Here is a 14,988-nt window from a genome sequence, read left to right as displayed (position 1 = left end):
GGCTTTACCTCCCCGTAATATTGCGTTAACAGGCCGCTGACGGCTTCGATCGTGAAGGAGAATAACAATGTTCAGGTCACTGTTTCTGGCGGCCGCCCTGATGGCATTTACCCCGCTTGCGGCAAACGCAGGTGAAATCACCCTACTGCCGTCAATCAAATTACAAATTGGCGATCGCGATCATTATGGTAATTACTGGGACGGTGGTCACTGGCGCGACCGTGACTACTGGCATCGCAATTATGAATGGCGTAAAAACCGCTGGTGGCGTCATGATAATGGCTACCACCGTGGCTGGGATAAGCGTAAAGCCTATGAGCGTGGCTATCGTGAAGGCTGGCGCGATCGTGATGATCATCGCGGAAAAGGCCGCGGACATGGGCATCGCCATTAAACACGTAGGGCGGATAAGGCGTTCTGCGCCGCATCCGCCAGTGGTGCCAGCTCCGACACCAGTTCCACTACAATCCCAGTGCCGTTCCCACTAACAACCAGATATTCAGTGCCACTACCAGCACCACAATCACCCAGCCTGTCTGTTTTACGCGTTTGCTGTTCACCAGATCGCCCATCAGCTTACTGTCACTGGTAAAAATCAGTAGTGGAACCAGCGCCAGAGCGATACCAAAACTTAACAGCACCTGACTCATAACCAGAATCCGTGTCGGATCTAATCCCATCAGAATGACAATAAATGACGGCAGCATGGTGACTGTACGACGCACCCACAGCGGGATATGAAAGCGAATGAAGCCCTGCATCACCACCTGCCCGGCCAGTGTCCCCACCACCGTCGACGAAAGCCCCGCAGCCACCAGACTTAAACCAAAAACCGTTGCCGCAGCATGGCTTAACAACGGTTGCAGCGTCAGATAAGCCTCATCAAGATCGGCAACGCCAGTATGACCGGAAAAGTGGAACGCCGCCGCAGCCGTAGCCATCATCGCCAGATTGACAAAACCGGCAATAGTCATAGCGATAGCCACATCCCATTTGGTGGCAGAATAACGTTGTTGACGCGAACCACCATGTAAATGCTGAGTCAGCGAAGAGTGTAAATAAATCACGTGCGGCATAATCGTCGCCCCCAACACACCTGCCGCCAGGAAGACTGCCTCCGAGGTGGGTAAACTCGGGATTACCATTCCTTTACCCAGTTGCGCCAGGTTAGGCTGGGAGAAAATCAATTCGACAATGTAAGCCGCAGCAACAAACAGCAGTAACCCGCCAATTACTTTCTCCAGCGGTTTTTGCCCTCGACGTTGCAGCATTAAAATCAGGAAAGTCGCGATCCCCGTCAGCACCGCGCCCTGCAACAGCGAAACACCCAGAATGAGTTTAAAACCGATCGCCGCACCAATAAATTCCGCCAGGTCGGTTGCCATCGCAATGATTTCTGCCTGAACCCAATAGAACCACACTACGGGACGCGGATAGTGATCGCGAATCTGCTCCGCCAGGTTTTTACCGGTGGCAATCCCCAGTTTGGCAGACAGTATCTGAATCAGCATCGCCATCAGGTTGGCCCAAACGACAACCCACAGTAGCTGATAGCCGAAGCTGGCCCCGGCCTGAATATTGGTCGCAAAGTTACCAGGATCGATATAACCAATCGCCGCAATGAACGCAGGTCCCATTAATGCGAGCCTCATCTTGCGCGCCGCCCGTCCGCTGCTACTCTCAACGCGATAGTTAGTCATCTTGTGCCTCTAAAACATAGCCTTTGCTATGTTTCATGCTATGTCAAACGAGAATGATTATCAAATTCATTTAAGTGGATTGTGATGATTTCTTTGATAGACCAGAATTATGACGACGAAAAGATTGATGACTTGAATGTTGTGATTATGTTTAATGTTAGCACATTTACATAACTTTCAGCTTCCATACACAACATAGCAGAAATGTATGACAGCTCACTATTTTTGAAGCTTGTCACAGGACGTCATTATAGTGTGTGTCAGATCTCGTTTTCCTTAACCATGTTACATAGAATGTGCACGGAAATTTAACCTGCCTCATATTTGGAGCAAATATGGACCGCGTCCTTCATTTTGTACTGGCACTTGCCGTTGTTGCGATTCTCGCACTGCTGGTAAGCAGCGACCGCAAAAAAATTCGTATCCGTTATGTTATTCAACTGCTTGTTATCGAAGTGTTACTGGCGTGGTTCTTCCTGAACTCCGACGTTGGTTTAGGCTTCGTGAAAGGCTTCTCCGAAATGTTTGAGAAACTGCTCGGATTTGCCAACGAAGGGACTAACTTCGTCTTTGGTAGCATGAATGATCAAGGCCTGGCATTCTTCTTCCTGAAAGTGCTGTGCCCAATCGTCTTTATCTCTGCGCTGATTGGTATTCTCCAGCACATTCGCGTGTTGCCAGTGATTATCCGCGCAATTGGTTTCCTGCTCTCCAAAGTCAACGGTATGGGCAAACTGGAATCCTTTAACGCCGTCAGCTCTCTGATTCTGGGTCAGTCTGAAAACTTTATTGCCTATAAAGATATCCTCGGCAAAATCTCCCGCAATCGTATGTACACCATGGCAGCCACGGCGATGTCCACCGTGTCGATGTCCATCGTTGGTGCATACATGACCATGCTGGAGCCGAAATACGTCGTTGCGGCGCTGGTACTGAACATGTTCAGCACCTTTATCGTGCTGTCGCTGATCAACCCTTACCGTGTTGATGCCAGTGAAGAAAATATTCAGATGTCCAACCTGCACGAAGGTCAGAGCTTCTTCGAAATGTTGGGTGAATACATTCTGGCAGGTTTCAAAGTTGCCATTATCGTTGCCGCGATGCTGATCGGCTTTATCGCCCTGATCGCCGCGCTGAACGCACTGTTTGCCACCGTGACTGGCTGGTTTGGCTACAGCATCTCCTTCCAGGGCATCCTGGGCTACATCTTCTATCCGGTTGCTTGGGTGATGGGTGTTCCTTCCAGTGAAGCACTACAAGTGGGCAGTATTATGGCAACCAAACTGGTTTCCAACGAGTTCGTTGCGATGATGGATCTGCAGAAAATTGCTTCCACGCTCTCTCCGCGTGCGGAAGGCATCATCTCTGTGTTCCTGGTTTCCTTCGCTAACTTCTCTTCTATCGGGATTATCGCCGGGGCGGTTAAAGGCCTGAATGAAGAGCAAGGTAACGTAGTTTCTCGTTTCGGCCTGAAACTGGTTTACGGTTCCACGCTGGTGAGCGTACTGTCAGCTTCTATTGCCGCTCTGGTCTTGTAATAATTCGAGTCGCAGCACATGCAACTTGAAGTTTGACGAGCATCATTAATTACCGCAATAACCGGGGTTTTGCCCCGGTTATTTTTTGCCTGCTATTTGCCAAGTGGTTGTGGTTTGCCAATCAAATAGCCTTGTAGATAGTTGACGCCCAGACTAAACAATAATTCTTTCTGTTCTTCTGTTTCGACAAATTCAGCCACCACACTGAGTGACTTTGCTTTTGCCAGATCAGTAATCGATTTCACAATCATTTTATCCAGTGAATCGGTCATAATCTCGCGAATAAACACACCATCAATTTTAATTATCTCAGCATTCAAGCGTTTCAGGCGTTCGTAATTTGCATAACCTGTACCAAAATCATCAATAGCAATTTTAAACCCGCTGTTATGCAATAACTCTATATTGTGCATACTTATTTCAGCATTGGAAAAAGCCTGCTCTTCAGTAATTTCAATGATGACTGTTTCTGGTGAAATATTATATCGTTTAAATAAACGTACAATACGCGCGGCAATCTCAGGTTGTAACAGCGTCAGTGGCATTAAATTAACGGAAAACCGTGGCCCTGTTTTGTCTGTCGGGTGAGTAGCAATCCAGCGTAATAATGATTCCACCACTAATAAATCAAAACGCGCACTAAGGTTAAATTGAGCGATCAGCGGAATGAATTTATCAGGTGTGATGATGCCATCGTCACTCTTTAAACGCGTCAGGATCTCATCGTATCCCTCTCCCCTGGCGTCACGAATGGGTTGCGCGTGAAGAAGAATATCACCACGCTCAAGCGCTATACGCACTTTATGCAACAATAAAACACTTTCAGTAATCTGGCCAGATCCCGCCTCGTGGTTATCTGTGATACCCATTACGCAGCGATTAACATGTGCTTGCTCAGCCAGCCAGCTTAATTGCCCCAACAGCGTAGGTAATGTTTCAGGATTGCCATCATACACGCCCCAGGAGGCGCCATATTCAATGTCCAGGCCGGTATTACTCCAGTAAATCTTACGGCTGCTAAGCACATCCACCATATGCTGCAATCGCGCTTTTATCTCAGACCCTTTGAGTACCAATAACAACTCACTTCCCGGTAGCTGAAACACTTTCTCCTGTTCGTGCAATAACGGCAGTAATGCACGATAAACAATTCGCTTACTGTAAACTCGCATCTGAATGCCATAATGCCGACTTAGAAATTCAAGGTTATCAAGGCGTAAGCAGCAGATGGAAACCCCTGTTTCATGCTGTACGAACTGCTCAAGTGCACGTAAATTGGGTAAATTGGTCAGTGGATCAGTGAGCGCCTGCAAGTGCCAACGACGTTTAAGCCATTCGCTACGTTGAAAAATGCGGACCATATACAGTAAGCAAATACTGAACGAAATCAGTACAGAAAGAATAAATGCCAGCGAATACTCAGAGACGACACCATGGAGAAAATTACGGTTATAACCGAGTAAGAACAGAACTGAAATCGCCCAGACTATATTCAGAAACGGGTACTTTAACCGCCCCACGCCCATATTAAAAATAATGAAAAATACAGGCACCAGATAACCTGCTATATAGCCATTTTCATAGGGGCTACACATGATGATCAGCAATGATGAGACCGCTGTCAGCCAGGTAAGTGTGAAAAGACGATTTCTTCTGTGCAGTGCCGGAGCAATGTCTCTGCACCAGAGGGCACGCGCATAATGGAGATTCACCACCATTCGCATCAGATAATAAAAGAACATGTTGAAAATCAGCACTGCGCCAATCAGGCTCAACATATCAACCACCGTGAATATGGGATCGGTATTATCAAAGAAGGTAGAGATGGCGACCGGGAAGGCAAAAATATCTCCTGCAATAAACATGCAGGTTTTGATCCCCACCGGCGCGACGAAACCGAACCAGAAAATGCGTGCCCACACATTATGCTTCGTTAAGCCAAAACGCCATCGAGGGCCAAGTTGCCAGCGAAGAATGGCACAACAAGCGAAGGGTGCAAGAGTCTGACAAATAATAACCGCTATAGACTGCGGTAGAGGTAAGTTGAAATTATACTGGTTGGTGATAAACATCCCGATAAAAACGGGAAGAATAGCGCGTTTACCAAAAAGGCAGATGACCCCCAACATGACGCAAAGCGGCATCCAGGCGAGGAAGATATAACAATTATTGATGATGGCTGTAGGGGAAATAAAGCGAGAAAACTGGATAAATATCACAGTGAGCGTAAACGCCAACAAAAAAATCTTGATATTTTTTATCATGTTATACTTCATGGGCATCAATAAGCTGTTCTCACAGTTCCACCTTTCTTGCATATAAATAATAAGTTTATTCGCGATGCGAATCAAACCTGTCCAGTCAGTTACAACTCATCATCATTGATCAAATCAGCCTTAAGGCAAATCTGATACTGAACTGTATTACAAAACGTAGGGAAAAGCAGAAAAAATAAAACCCCCGCTTCGCAGCGAGGGTTTAAATTTGGTGGAGCTAAGCGGGATCGAACCGCTGACCTCTTGCATGCCATGCAAGCGCTCTCCCAGCTGAGCTATAGCCCCGATATGTCATTACGTACCAATTTTTGCCGGGTGCAAAATTGGTGGAGCTAAGCGGGATCGAACCGCTGACCTCTTGCATGCCATGCAAGCGCTCTCCCAGCTGAGCTATAGCCCCATTTCGTAAAGCGTGTCGAGTTGACGGGCGGCATCATATGAATTCCCTTTGCATGTGTCAACGGCAAATTTAATTCACGTGTTTCAATCGCTGAAAAAGCAGTCAAATGAAGAACATTGCGTAGCAACTCGCATTCAGTAGTTAAACTCGTCACGGTTTCATGTAAATTGATGTTATAAAATGAACCACTAATTACCCCTACAACCATTCAGGGAATCATTATGTTCAAGGAACGGATGACACCAGAAGAACTTGCTAATCTGACCGGCTTCAGTCGGCAGACTATCAATAAATGGGTAAGGAAAGAGGGCTGGACCACTTCGCCAAAGCCTGGTGTGCAAGGAGGAAAAGCACGCCTGGTACATGTCAATGAACAGGTTCGTGAATATATCCGTAATGCTGAACGTACGGAAGGTGCAACTCTTTTTACCAGCCATGCTGGCGATACTTCACTTGAGACACTTTTGATCACATTAGTGAAAGAGATGACGCCTGTAGAACAGAAACGAGTCACGTCACTACTTCTGCGCGAAGGCATCACCGGATTGTTACAACGCTTAGGGATACGCGACAGCAAATAATATGAAAATATTACGCAGCAAAATGACCACCAGGGAACTGGCTGATTTTACAGGGATGGCTAATCAGACCATTAATCGTTGGATCCGGGAGAAGAAATGGAAAACGGAAAGATTTCCGGGGGTTAAAGGTGGACGAGCGAGACTCGTAGTGATTGATCATGAGGTAAAAGAATTTCTTTACGGCGTTCCGGAAGTGCGAAAACGTTTATCACTTTCACTTGAAGAAGAGCCGCGTGCGGACTACACGCCTCAAGTGCACAGCCAGCCCTTCAGACAAATTCTGGATGCAGTGGAAAAGATGTCGCCAGTGGAACAAGAAAAACTTGCTTTGTTCCTTGCTCGTGAAGGGATTCGCAATTTTCTCGCCCGGCTTGATATTGACGAATCAGCGTAAAAAAACGGCAGGGGTATTTCTCCTGCCGTTTATCTTTTATGCGCTAATTACTGCTGGTTTTCGCGTTCCGCAATAAAAGCCAGCGCTTTGTTGATACGCTCGATACTGCGGGTCTTACCGATTGCGTGAACGGTAACGTCCAGCGCCGGAGACTGCCCCGCACCGGTAACAGCGACACGCAGCGGCATACCAACTTTACCCATACCCACTTCCAGCTCATCCGCCGTCGCCTGAATAGCGTGGTGAACGTTTTCAGCGGTCCAGTCAGTAATCGCAGTCAGTTTGTCACGAACCACTTCCAGCGGCTGACGCGCTACCGGGCGCAGATGTTTTTTCGCGGCGTCGGCATCGAACTCAGCAAAATCTTCGTAGAAATAACGGCAGCTCTGTGCCATCTCTTTCAGCGTCTTGCAGCGTTCGCCCAGCAGTTTCACCAGATCAGCCAGTTGCGGGCCGTTACGGGTATCGATATTTTCCTGCTCAATGTGCCACTGTAAGTGAGTAGCAACATACTCCGGCGGCAGCGCGTTAATGTAGTGATGGTTCAGCCACAGCAGCTTGTCGGTGTTGAACGCACTGGCAGATTTGCTGACGGCATTCAAAGTGAAGTATTTGATCATCTCTTCACGAGTGAAGATTTCCTGATCGCCGTGGGACCAGCCCAGACGCACCAGATAGTTCAGCAGTGCTTCTGGCAAATAACCGTCATCACGGTACTGCATGACGCTGACCGCCCCGTGACGTTTGGACAGTTTTTTACCGTCATCGCCATTGATCATAGAAACGTGCGCGTAAACCGGTACCGGCGCTTTCAGCGCTTTCAGAATATTGATCTGGCGCGGTGTGTTGTTGATATGGTCTTCACCACGGATTACGTGGGTGATTTCCATATCCCAGTCATCAACAACCACACAGAAGTTATAGGTTGGGGAACCATCGGTACGGCGGATAATCAGATCATCCAGTTCCTGGTTGCTGAACTCGATCGGACCACGGATCTGATCGTCAAAAACAACGGAACCTTCCTGTGGGTTAGCAAAACGTACGACGCACGGTTCATCATCAGCGTGATGCTCATGGCTGTGGCGGCAACGGCCGTCATAACGTGGTTTCTCACCTTTTGCCATTTGCTCTTCACGCAGCGCTTCCAGACGCTCTTTGGAGCAGTAGCATTTATAGGCAGTGCCCTCTTCCAGCATCTGATCGATCACCGCGTTGTAGCGATCAAAACGTTTGGTCTGGAAGTACGGACCTTCATCCCACTCCAGGCTCAGCCAGTTCATACCATCCATAATGGCTTCGATAGCTTCCGGCGTGGAACGCTCAAGATCGGTGTCTTCAATACGCAGCACGAACTCACCGCCGTGGTTACGTGCAAAAAGCCAGGAGTAAAGAGCAGTACGCGCGCCGCCAACGTGCAGATAGCCTGTTGGGCTTGGCGCGAAGCGAGTTTTGATTTTCATGAAATGGCCTTACGTTTAGAAAGATGCCGACAACCGGCAAATCCTGGAAAAATTGAGTGGGCGATATTCTATCACTCCCGCCTGATTCCTCAATGTAGTTCGGGTTGCTACATGATGCATTATTGTTTTCGTTGATAAATTGCGCAACACGGTCTGTTTTGCGATCATCTTGCTTAAATTTACGACGAACGAACAATTTCTTTAGAAAATGCGTTGACTCATTTTGAACTCTCCCTATAATGCGACTCCACACAGCGGGGGTGATTAGCTCAGCTGGGAGAGCACCTCCCTTACAAGGAGGGGGTCGGCGGTTCGATCCCGTCATCACCCACCAACTACTTTATGTAGTCTCCGCCGTGTAGCAAGAAATTGAGAAGTGGGTGATTAGCTCAGCTGGGAGAGCACCTCCCTTACAAGGAGGGGGTCGGCGGTTCGATCCCGTCATCACCCACCACCTTCTCGCCAGCTAAATTTCTTGTAAAAATGTGAAGTACCGAAGTGGGTGATTAGCTCAGCTGGGAGAGCACCTCCCTTACAAGGAGGGGGTCGGCGGTTCGATCCCGTCATCACCCACCACTTCGGGTCGTTAGCTCAGTCGGTAGAGCAGTTGACTTTTAATCAATTGGTCGCAGGTTCGAATCCTGCACGACCCACCAATGTAAAAAAGCGCCCTAAAGGCGCTTTTTTGCTATTCCTCTCAACCAATATCTACCCCGTTAATGCCCTAACCAGCGTTTGCAATGCAGGTGTCGCCTGCTGCTGATCGTAAACAATATATAAATCTGCCGGAACAGGCTCATCAAGGGGACGAAATATCACCCCAGGCCAGTTCATTTGTGCATAGCTTTCTGCCATCAAGGTAATTCCAATTCCCATACTAATCATTGCCAATACCGTCTGTGGTTCGACAACTTCACGTACGATCAGTGGTGTAAATCCAGCCTGTTGGCAAACGCTTTGCAAAAAAGCCCAGTCAGAGTGAGCTGAAGGTAGCGTAACGAAGTATTCATTACAGAGAGACAGTAAGGGGATCGATTCACACCTCGCCATTGGATGGTCTTCAGGTAACGCCACAAGAAAAGAGGATTCATGCAAGCGTAAACTGGTAAATCCACTTGATGGCTGTAGTGCCATTCGCCAGATCCCGGCATCCAGTTCTCTTCTTTCCAGTAGCGCCATTTGCATACCGGGTGATTTTTCACGAAACAGGACTTCAACATTTGGATGTTCTTTCAAAAAATTGCGCATTGCCGGGCGCATCTTTCCCCACATTGCCGTGCCAACTACGCCGAGTTCAATCCGCCCTGCCTCACCACGGCCGATTTGCTCCACACGAGAAAGCGCATGGTTTGCGCTTGCCAGTAGCCGGCGAGACTCTTCCATCAAGATCTTTCCAGCATGTGTTAAAGCCACGCTTCGTGAATGACGAACAAAAAGCAGTGTGCCGAGCTGTTGTTCCAGTTCTTTAATATGAATACTTAAAGGCGGCTGTGACATATTCAACCGTACGGCAGCGCGTCCGAAATGCAGCTCTTCTGCCACCGCAAGAAAGTAGCGCAATAACTTAAGGTCTATACGAGGGTTTCGCTCCATGTTTATTGCGCTCCATGAGAAGATGATTAACGTTCTAAATTTATCACATCAATTAGTGAAAGATAAATTTTACCGCCAGATAGCCAATATACATAAATACTATAGATAATACGCCTGGCAATACATTCGGGGCAGGAATAGGTAATCGACATAATGTAAACAATGCACCTATACCAAAACCAATTCCCGAAGATAAAAGAATGTCTTTCATTGTTATCCCTTAAGGTAAATTTATATTTTGAATAATTTTATATGACTTGATGAATGAAGCATTTAACTGGCGGGCTATTTGCTCGCCAGTTAATATACTTGTCATACTTCAAGTTACATGTGCGGTGACTGCAACTCGAATTAATTAGCGTATAGTTATTAATGCGCCAGTGATTTATGACTTATTTTCTCTGGTTCATGTTTATATTTAAAGAATACAGAAAATATAAACGCTAATATCAGTGAATAACCAGCAAATAGCAGCCAAATAGTTTGCCAGTCTTTTACACCATCGATGGTAAAATAGTCCACTGCCATACCGCTTAGAATAGAGCCTACCCAGGCACCAACACCATTGACCATGGTCATAAATAATCCCTGCGCGCTGGCACGAATGGTGGAATCAACCTCCTGCTCGACAAAGACAGAACCAGAGATATTAAAGAAATCGAAAGCGCATCCGTAAACAATCATCGACAATAGCAGTAGAATAAAACCAAGCGGCGATGGATCACCAAAAGCAAAGAAACCAAATCGCAATGTCCAGGCAACCATACTCATTAACATAACGGTTTTAATGCCAAAGCGCTTCAGAAAAAATGGAATGGTAAGAATAAAGCCGACTTCCGCCATTTGCGAAACAGAAAGTAAAATAGAAGGATATTTCACTACAAAACTGTCGACAAACTGTGGGTTACGCGCAAAATCATGCAGGAATGGATTGCCAAAAACATTAGTAATTTGTAAGACTGCCCCTAACATCATGGCAAATAAAAAGAATATTGCCATCCGTGGATTTTTAAATAATACAAAAGCATCCAGACCTAACTTGCTAACAAGTGATGTAGCAACTTTCTTTTCTGCTACCGGTATTTTTGGCAAAGTTAAGGCGTAACCGGACAAAACTAAAGAAGCACCAGAAGCGATATAAAGCTGTAGACTGCTAAGTTCAAGATGCAACAGGCTTACTAACCACATGGCCACAATAAATCCCACCGTGCCGAAAACACGAATAGGTGGAAAACTTGTAACCGGATCCAGCCCTGCTTGTGCCAGGCAAGAATATGAGACACTATTCGACAAAGCGATGGTTGGCATAAACGCCATTGCATTAATCAGCATCACCCAAAACATTGTATCGGGATCAGTAACCGATGCTGCGTAAAATAGCACGCCAGCACAAACCAGGTGGCATAACATATAGGTACGCTCTGCGCGTAACCATTTGTCGGCAATTATACCCATAATCCCAGGCATAATTATTGCTGCGATACCTTTAGAACTGTAGACCATGCCAACGTTGGCACCAGTAAAGTGTAAGGTGTTAATCATGTAGGAACCCAGGGTAACTAACCAACTCCCCCAGATAAAATATTGCAAAAATGACATCACCTTTAAACGTGTTGCGATACTCATTTTCGTTTCCTTATCGCATAATTATGGCCTCATCAGTGAGGCCGATTGTTATTTTTCTCAGGCGATTTTGCGTAAAAAACCACAAATCAAATTAATGAAGTTTTGCTGTGATAATTCTGCTGCAGCCAACGTCTGTGCATGAGAAAGCTTCACATCGCTTAACCCTTCAGCCAGGTTGGTAATTGCCGAAACAGCCACCACTTTTAGATCGCAATGACGGGCAGAAATAACCTCTGGTACAACAGACATACCTACTACATCACCACCAATAATTTGCATCATGCGAATTTCGGCAGCAGTTTCAAAATTTGGGCCAGGATATGAAACAAAGACACCTTCACTTAATGGGAACCCCTCCTCTCGCGCGACGTTCTGCAAAATTGCACGATAGTCAGCATCATAGGCATTCGCCAGTGAGAAAAAGCGCTCACCAAAACGTTGGTCATTTAAGCCTACCATCGGCGTTCCAGGCATAGTATTGATATGGTCTTTTAGTGCTACCAAACTGCCAGGGCCAACATCAGCACGCAGTGATCCGGCTGCATTAGTACAAAACAGCAACTCACAGCCCAGCAATTTGAAGGTACGAATGGCATCAGTCATGATGGTCATACCACGACCTTCATAAAAATGACCACGCCCTTTCATGCAGGCTACTGGTACGCCAGCCAAATTCCCAAGCACTAACTCTCCGGCATGACCATGAACAGTACTGACAGGAAAACCGGGTAATTTTTCATAGGAAATGGCAACCGCGTCTTCAATTTGTTCTGCCAGCGCGCCAAGCCCTGAACCAAGAATAAAGGCCACACGGGGTGTAAAATCAGGTTTGTAGCGACGAATGATATCGACACACCAGACTGGATTTTGCGAAAAAAGTGAATCAGTCATGAATAGTCCTTATTAGTGACATGTGAAATTAAGCTTTACCCTGCATTTATAACGATTACCTGCCTTAAGTTACCAATATCATTTATCACCGCCATTGATTTTGATTCTATATCAATACTTCATTTCAATTCAGATCCTCTGTGAATGATTTATAAAAAATAAAGTATTGGTATAAACGGCTAACACCAAAATAAAATCACCAACAATCATAATTTACTCATCGTACTGCAATTCATTAAAATAATACCTGAACAGATGGAACTTACCATGACCAAAAAAATTTTGTTGGCCGGATATGCTGCGACGTTACTCGCTTTACCACAACTGGTGCATGCTGAATTTAAAGGCGGATTTGCAGATATAGGTCTGCATTATCTTGACTGGACATCAGACACTACCAGGAAAACCAGTAATAAATCTCACAAAGATGATTTTGGCTATCTGGAAATTGAAGGTGGTGCAAACTTCAGTTGGGGTGAACTGTACGGTTTTTTTGACTGGGAGAATTTCTATAACAGTCGCCATACGAAACCAGGCAGTGAGCAGCGATATACTTTTAAAAATACCAACCGTATTTATTTAGGTGATAGCGGATTAAATCTTTATTTACATGCTTACGGTACTTACGGTTCACCAAATCGTGTTAATTTCCACGATGATATGTTCCTTTATGGCTTAGGATATAATTTTACAGGAAACGGTTACTGGTTTAAGCCATTTTTTGCAAAACGTTATACCGATCAGACCTATTATACCGGGGATAATGGTTATGTGATGGGATGGGTTGCAGGCTATAGTTTTATGCTTGGTAGTGAGAAATTTACCCTGACAAACTGGAACGAATATGAGTTTGATCGCGATGAAAGCTACGCCGCAGGTAACGGCGGTAAAGACGGTATCAATGGAGCCGTCGCTTTTTGGTGGAATGCCACGCCTCATTTTACTGCTGGAATACAGTACCGCTACGCCGATAATAAACTTGGCGAAGCCTTTCTCCAGGACGGCATAATTTATTCAGTTAAATACGTCTTTTGATTGTTTTATAGCCAATAGCCGTCACTTCCTGGTGACGGTTCCCCCTTCCCCGCCAGAAGTTTACTATTCTCTGGCAAATGTCGATCTCCACAGCTACATTGATACACTCGTTATGCTTCAGGTTGCATGTACTGCCACTGCAACTTAAATTATTCAGAGTATATATCCCCTGAGATCATCTGAATTTGTGGTCTGTTCACCTGTTGATGCCGTAAATCAGTTTTATTTATAAACCAGAAAAACGCACAATATTGGCATCGTTCTGCTGGAGCCGTTATGAAACTTTTTCGCATTCTTGACCCATTTACGCTGACACTTATCACGGTAGTGCTGTTGGCCTCTTTCTTTCCTGCCAGAGGCAATTTCGTCCCCTTCTTTGAAAATCTGACCACCGCAGCCATTGCCCTGCTGTTCTTTATGCACGGCGCGAAGCTGTCGCGTGAAGCCATCATTGCGGGTGGTAGCCACTGGCGACTACATTTGTGGGTAATGTGTAGCACCTTCGTGCTGTTTCCGATTCTGGGCGTGCTGTTTGCCTGGTGGAAACCCGTAAATGTCGACCCGATGCTCTACTCCGGTTTTCTCTACTTGTGCATTCTCCCCGCTACCGTGCAGTCTGCAATCGCCTTCACGTCAATGGCAGGCGGTAACGTCGCGGCGGCGGTTTGTTCTGCGTCGGCATCCAGCCTGCTGGGAATTTTCCTTTCACCGTTGCTGGTTGGTCTGGTGATGAATGTTCACGGTGCAGAGGGCAGCCTTGAGCAGGTCGGTAAAATTATGCTGCAACTGTTGCTGCCGTTTGTGCTGGGACATCTTTCTCGCCCTTGGATTGGCAACTGGGTGGCACGCAATAAGAAGTGGATTGCGAAAACTGACCAGACATCCATTCTGTTGGTGGTTTATACGGCATTCAGCGAAGCCGTCGTTAACGGCATCTGGCACAAAGTTGGCTGGGGATCGTTGCTGTTCATTGTGGTGGTCAGCTGCGTACTGTTGGCTATTGTGATTGTGGTTAACGTCTTTATGGCACGCCGACTGGGCTTTAATAAGGCAGATGAAATTACTATCGTCTTTTGTGGTTCGAAAAAGAGTCTGGCAAATGGCATCCCGATGGCAAACATTCTGTTCCCCACATCGGTGATCGGTATGATGGTGCTGCCTCTGATGATTTTCCATCAGATCCAATTGATGGTCTGTGCGGTGCTGGCGCGTCGATACAAACGCCAGACCGAACAGTTACAGGCGCAGCAGGAAAGCAGCGCCGATAAAGCTTAAAGCGGACGCTTCAGGGGCTGGACCAGTTGCGTCAGCCCCTCGGTTTTAATCAGCAGCGTGATTTGCATTAGCTCACCGAGCTTCCCTGCCGGGAATTCATCCTTGCGGGCAAACCACAAAAGATACTCTTCCGGCAGGTCGATTAAGCGACGTCCTTTGTACTTGCCAAACGGCATTATCGTATTGGCTATTTCAATCAGCTGCTCTTTTTCCATC

The 14,988-nt window shown here is 46.5% G+C and carries 15 protein-coding genes and 6 tRNA genes; 10 read left to right on the top strand and 11 right to left on the bottom strand.

The window, feature by feature from the left end; translation table 11 throughout:
• The first annotated feature begins 67 nt into the window (after positions 1–67).
• Positions 68–394: a DUF2502 domain-containing protein YpeC gene (gene ypeC, locus EFER_RS04005; RefSeq protein ID WP_000490072.1), complete on the top strand. Its 327-nt coding sequence runs from the start codon at positions 68–70 to the stop codon at positions 392–394.
• A 67-nt stretch (positions 395–461) separates the two neighbouring features.
• On the opposite strand, the gene EFER_RS04000 is transcribed toward ypeC, so the two are convergent.
• Positions 462–1,700 (bottom strand): Nramp family divalent metal transporter, encoded by a 1,239-nt coding sequence (locus tag EFER_RS04000; RefSeq protein ID WP_000186369.1) that lies wholly within the window; start codon positions 1,698–1,700, stop codon positions 462–464.
• A complete protein-coding gene (locus EFER_RS24880) occupies positions 1,693–1,737 on the bottom strand; it encodes a hypothetical protein (RefSeq protein WP_418517219.1) in 45 nt (14 codons plus the stop codon). Before EFER_RS24880 ends, EFER_RS04000 begins: the two co-directional genes overlap by 8 nt.
• A gap of 298 nt (positions 1,738–2,035) precedes the next feature.
• On the opposite strand from EFER_RS24880, the gene nupC reads away from it, so the two are divergent.
• A complete protein-coding gene (gene nupC, locus EFER_RS03995; protein ID WP_001317971.1) occupies positions 2,036–3,238 on the top strand; it encodes a nucleoside permease NupC in 1,203 nt (400 codons plus the stop codon).
• A 92-nt stretch (positions 3,239–3,330) separates the two neighbouring features.
• Here the strand turns inward: nupC and EFER_RS03990 are convergent, their stop codons facing one another.
• From EFER_RS03990 to EFER_RS03980, 3 genes are all read right to left on the bottom strand, one after another.
• Positions 3,331–5,520: a sensor domain-containing phosphodiesterase gene (locus EFER_RS03990; protein ID WP_024256400.1), complete on the bottom strand. Its 2,190-nt coding sequence runs from the start codon at positions 5,518–5,520 to the stop codon at positions 3,331–3,333.
• A 203-nt stretch (positions 5,521–5,723) separates the two neighbouring features.
• Positions 5,724–5,799, bottom strand: a tRNA-Ala gene (locus EFER_RS03985).
• A 39-nt stretch (positions 5,800–5,838) separates the two neighbouring features.
• A tRNA-Ala gene (locus EFER_RS03980) sits at positions 5,839–5,914 on the bottom strand.
• Between the two features lie 221 nt (positions 5,915–6,135).
• Between EFER_RS03980 and EFER_RS03975 the strand changes: the two genes are divergently transcribed.
• Both EFER_RS03975 and EFER_RS03970 read left to right on the top strand, forming a co-directional pair.
• Entirely contained in the window at positions 6,136–6,495 is a 360-nt protein-coding gene (locus EFER_RS03975; protein WP_000472031.1) for a YfeC-like transcriptional regulator, read from the top strand.
• Position 6,496: 1 nt separating this feature from the next.
• Positions 6,497–6,889: a YfeC-like transcriptional regulator gene (locus tag EFER_RS03970; RefSeq protein ID WP_000698743.1), complete on the top strand. Its 393-nt coding sequence runs from the start codon at positions 6,497–6,499 to the stop codon at positions 6,887–6,889.
• A 47-nt stretch (positions 6,890–6,936) separates the two neighbouring features.
• On the opposite strand, the gene gltX is transcribed toward EFER_RS03970, so the two are convergent.
• Positions 6,937–8,352 (bottom strand): glutamate--tRNA ligase, encoded by a 1,416-nt coding sequence (gene gltX / locus EFER_RS03965; RefSeq protein ID WP_000695643.1) that lies wholly within the window; start codon positions 8,350–8,352, stop codon positions 6,937–6,939.
• A gap of 258 nt (positions 8,353–8,610) precedes the next feature.
• Here gltX and EFER_RS03960 point away from each other — a divergent pair.
• From EFER_RS03960 to EFER_RS03945, 4 genes are all read left to right on the top strand, one after another.
• A tRNA-Val gene (locus tag EFER_RS03960) sits at positions 8,611–8,686 on the top strand.
• Between the two features lie 44 nt (positions 8,687–8,730).
• Positions 8,731–8,806, top strand: a tRNA-Val gene (locus EFER_RS03955).
• Between the two features lie 46 nt (positions 8,807–8,852).
• Positions 8,853–8,928 (top strand) — tRNA-Val (locus tag EFER_RS03950).
• Between the two features lie 4 nt (positions 8,929–8,932).
• A tRNA-Lys gene (locus EFER_RS03945) sits at positions 8,933–9,008 on the top strand.
• 52 nt (positions 9,009–9,060) lie between these two features.
• Here the strand turns inward: EFER_RS03945 and EFER_RS03940 are convergent.
• The 4 genes from EFER_RS03940 to xapA all read right to left on the bottom strand — a co-directional run bounded on the left by EFER_RS03940 (position 9,061) and on the right by xapA (position 12,462).
• Entirely contained in the window at positions 9,061–9,945 is an 885-nt protein-coding gene (locus tag EFER_RS03940; protein ID WP_000440803.1) for a LysR family transcriptional regulator, read from the bottom strand.
• Between the two features lie 52 nt (positions 9,946–9,997).
• On the bottom strand, positions 9,998–10,156 hold the full coding sequence (locus EFER_RS03935; RefSeq protein ID WP_000651760.1) for a DUF1427 family protein: 159 nt from the start codon (positions 10,154–10,156) through the stop codon (positions 9,998–10,000).
• A gap of 158 nt (positions 10,157–10,314) precedes the next feature.
• On the bottom strand, positions 10,315–11,571 hold the full coding sequence (locus EFER_RS03930) for a nucleoside permease (RefSeq protein ID WP_000020437.1): 1,257 nt from the start codon (positions 11,569–11,571) through the stop codon (positions 10,315–10,317).
• 57 nt (positions 11,572–11,628) lie between these two features.
• Positions 11,629–12,462 (bottom strand): xanthosine phosphorylase, encoded by an 834-nt coding sequence (gene xapA / locus EFER_RS03925; protein WP_000132346.1) that lies wholly within the window; start codon positions 12,460–12,462, stop codon positions 11,629–11,631.
• A 267-nt stretch (positions 12,463–12,729) separates the two neighbouring features.
• Here xapA and EFER_RS03920 point away from each other — a divergent pair, with 267 nt between their 5' ends.
• Positions 12,730–13,497 (top strand): nucleoside-specific channel-forming Tsx family protein, encoded by a 768-nt coding sequence (locus tag EFER_RS03920; protein ID WP_000162400.1) that lies wholly within the window; start codon positions 12,730–12,732, stop codon positions 13,495–13,497.
• Positions 13,498–13,773: 276 nt separating this feature from the next.
• Positions 13,774–14,772 (top strand): bile acid:sodium symporter family protein, encoded by a 999-nt coding sequence (locus EFER_RS03915; protein ID WP_000765626.1) that lies wholly within the window; start codon positions 13,774–13,776, stop codon positions 14,770–14,772.
• On the opposite strand, the gene EFER_RS03910 is transcribed toward EFER_RS03915, so the two are convergent.
• Entirely contained in the window at positions 14,769–14,987 is a 219-nt protein-coding gene (locus tag EFER_RS03910) for a DUF3820 family protein (RefSeq protein WP_000410201.1), read from the bottom strand. The genes EFER_RS03915 and EFER_RS03910 overlap by 4 nt on opposite strands.
• Between the last annotated feature and the right edge of the window lies 1 nt (position 14,988).

It is taken from the genome of Escherichia fergusonii ATCC 35469 (assembly GCF_000026225.1).
Classification (GTDB): domain Bacteria; phylum Pseudomonadota; class Gammaproteobacteria; order Enterobacterales; family Enterobacteriaceae; genus Escherichia; species Escherichia fergusonii.
The sequence above is the reverse complement of the archived record's forward strand: the minus strand, read 5'-3'. Positions and strand labels throughout refer to the sequence as shown.

Bases quoted from the DNA above. Each gene is read 5' to 3' on its own strand.
- ypeC (WP_000490072.1), top strand. From the start codon at position 68: ATGTTCAGGTCACTGTTTCTGGCGGCCGCCCTGATGGCATTTACCCCG.
- EFER_RS04000 (WP_000186369.1), bottom strand. From the start codon at position 1,700: ATGACTAACTATCGCGTTGAGAGTAGCAGCGGACGGGCGGCGCGCAAG.
- nupC (WP_001317971.1), top strand. From the start codon at position 2,036: ATGGACCGCGTCCTTCATTTTGTACTGGCACTTGCCGTTGTTGCGATT.
- EFER_RS03990 (WP_024256400.1), bottom strand. From the start codon at position 5,520: ATGCCCATGAAGTATAACATGATAAAAAATATCAAGATTTTTTTGTTG.
- EFER_RS03975 (WP_000472031.1), top strand. From the start codon at position 6,136: ATGTTCAAGGAACGGATGACACCAGAAGAACTTGCTAATCTGACCGGC.
- EFER_RS03970 (WP_000698743.1), top strand. From the start codon at position 6,497: ATGAAAATATTACGCAGCAAAATGACCACCAGGGAACTGGCTGATTTT.
- gltX (WP_000695643.1), bottom strand. From the start codon at position 8,352: ATGAAAATCAAAACTCGCTTCGCGCCAAGCCCAACAGGCTATCTGCAC.
- EFER_RS03940 (WP_000440803.1), bottom strand. From the start codon at position 9,945: ATGGAGCGAAACCCTCGTATAGACCTTAAGTTATTGCGCTACTTTCTT.
- EFER_RS03935 (WP_000651760.1), bottom strand. From the start codon at position 10,156: ATGAAAGACATTCTTTTATCTTCGGGAATTGGTTTTGGTATAGGTGCA.
- EFER_RS03930 (WP_000020437.1), bottom strand. From the start codon at position 11,571: ATGAGTATCGCAACACGTTTAAAGGTGATGTCATTTTTGCAATATTTT.
- xapA (WP_000132346.1), bottom strand. From the start codon at position 12,462: ATGACTGATTCACTTTTTTCGCAAAATCCAGTCTGGTGTGTCGATATC.
- EFER_RS03920 (WP_000162400.1), top strand. From the start codon at position 12,730: ATGACCAAAAAAATTTTGTTGGCCGGATATGCTGCGACGTTACTCGCT.
- EFER_RS03915 (WP_000765626.1), top strand. From the start codon at position 13,774: ATGAAACTTTTTCGCATTCTTGACCCATTTACGCTGACACTTATCACG.
- EFER_RS03910 (WP_000410201.1), bottom strand. From the start codon at position 14,987: ATGGAAAAAGAGCAGCTGATTGAAATAGCCAATACGATAATGCCGTTT.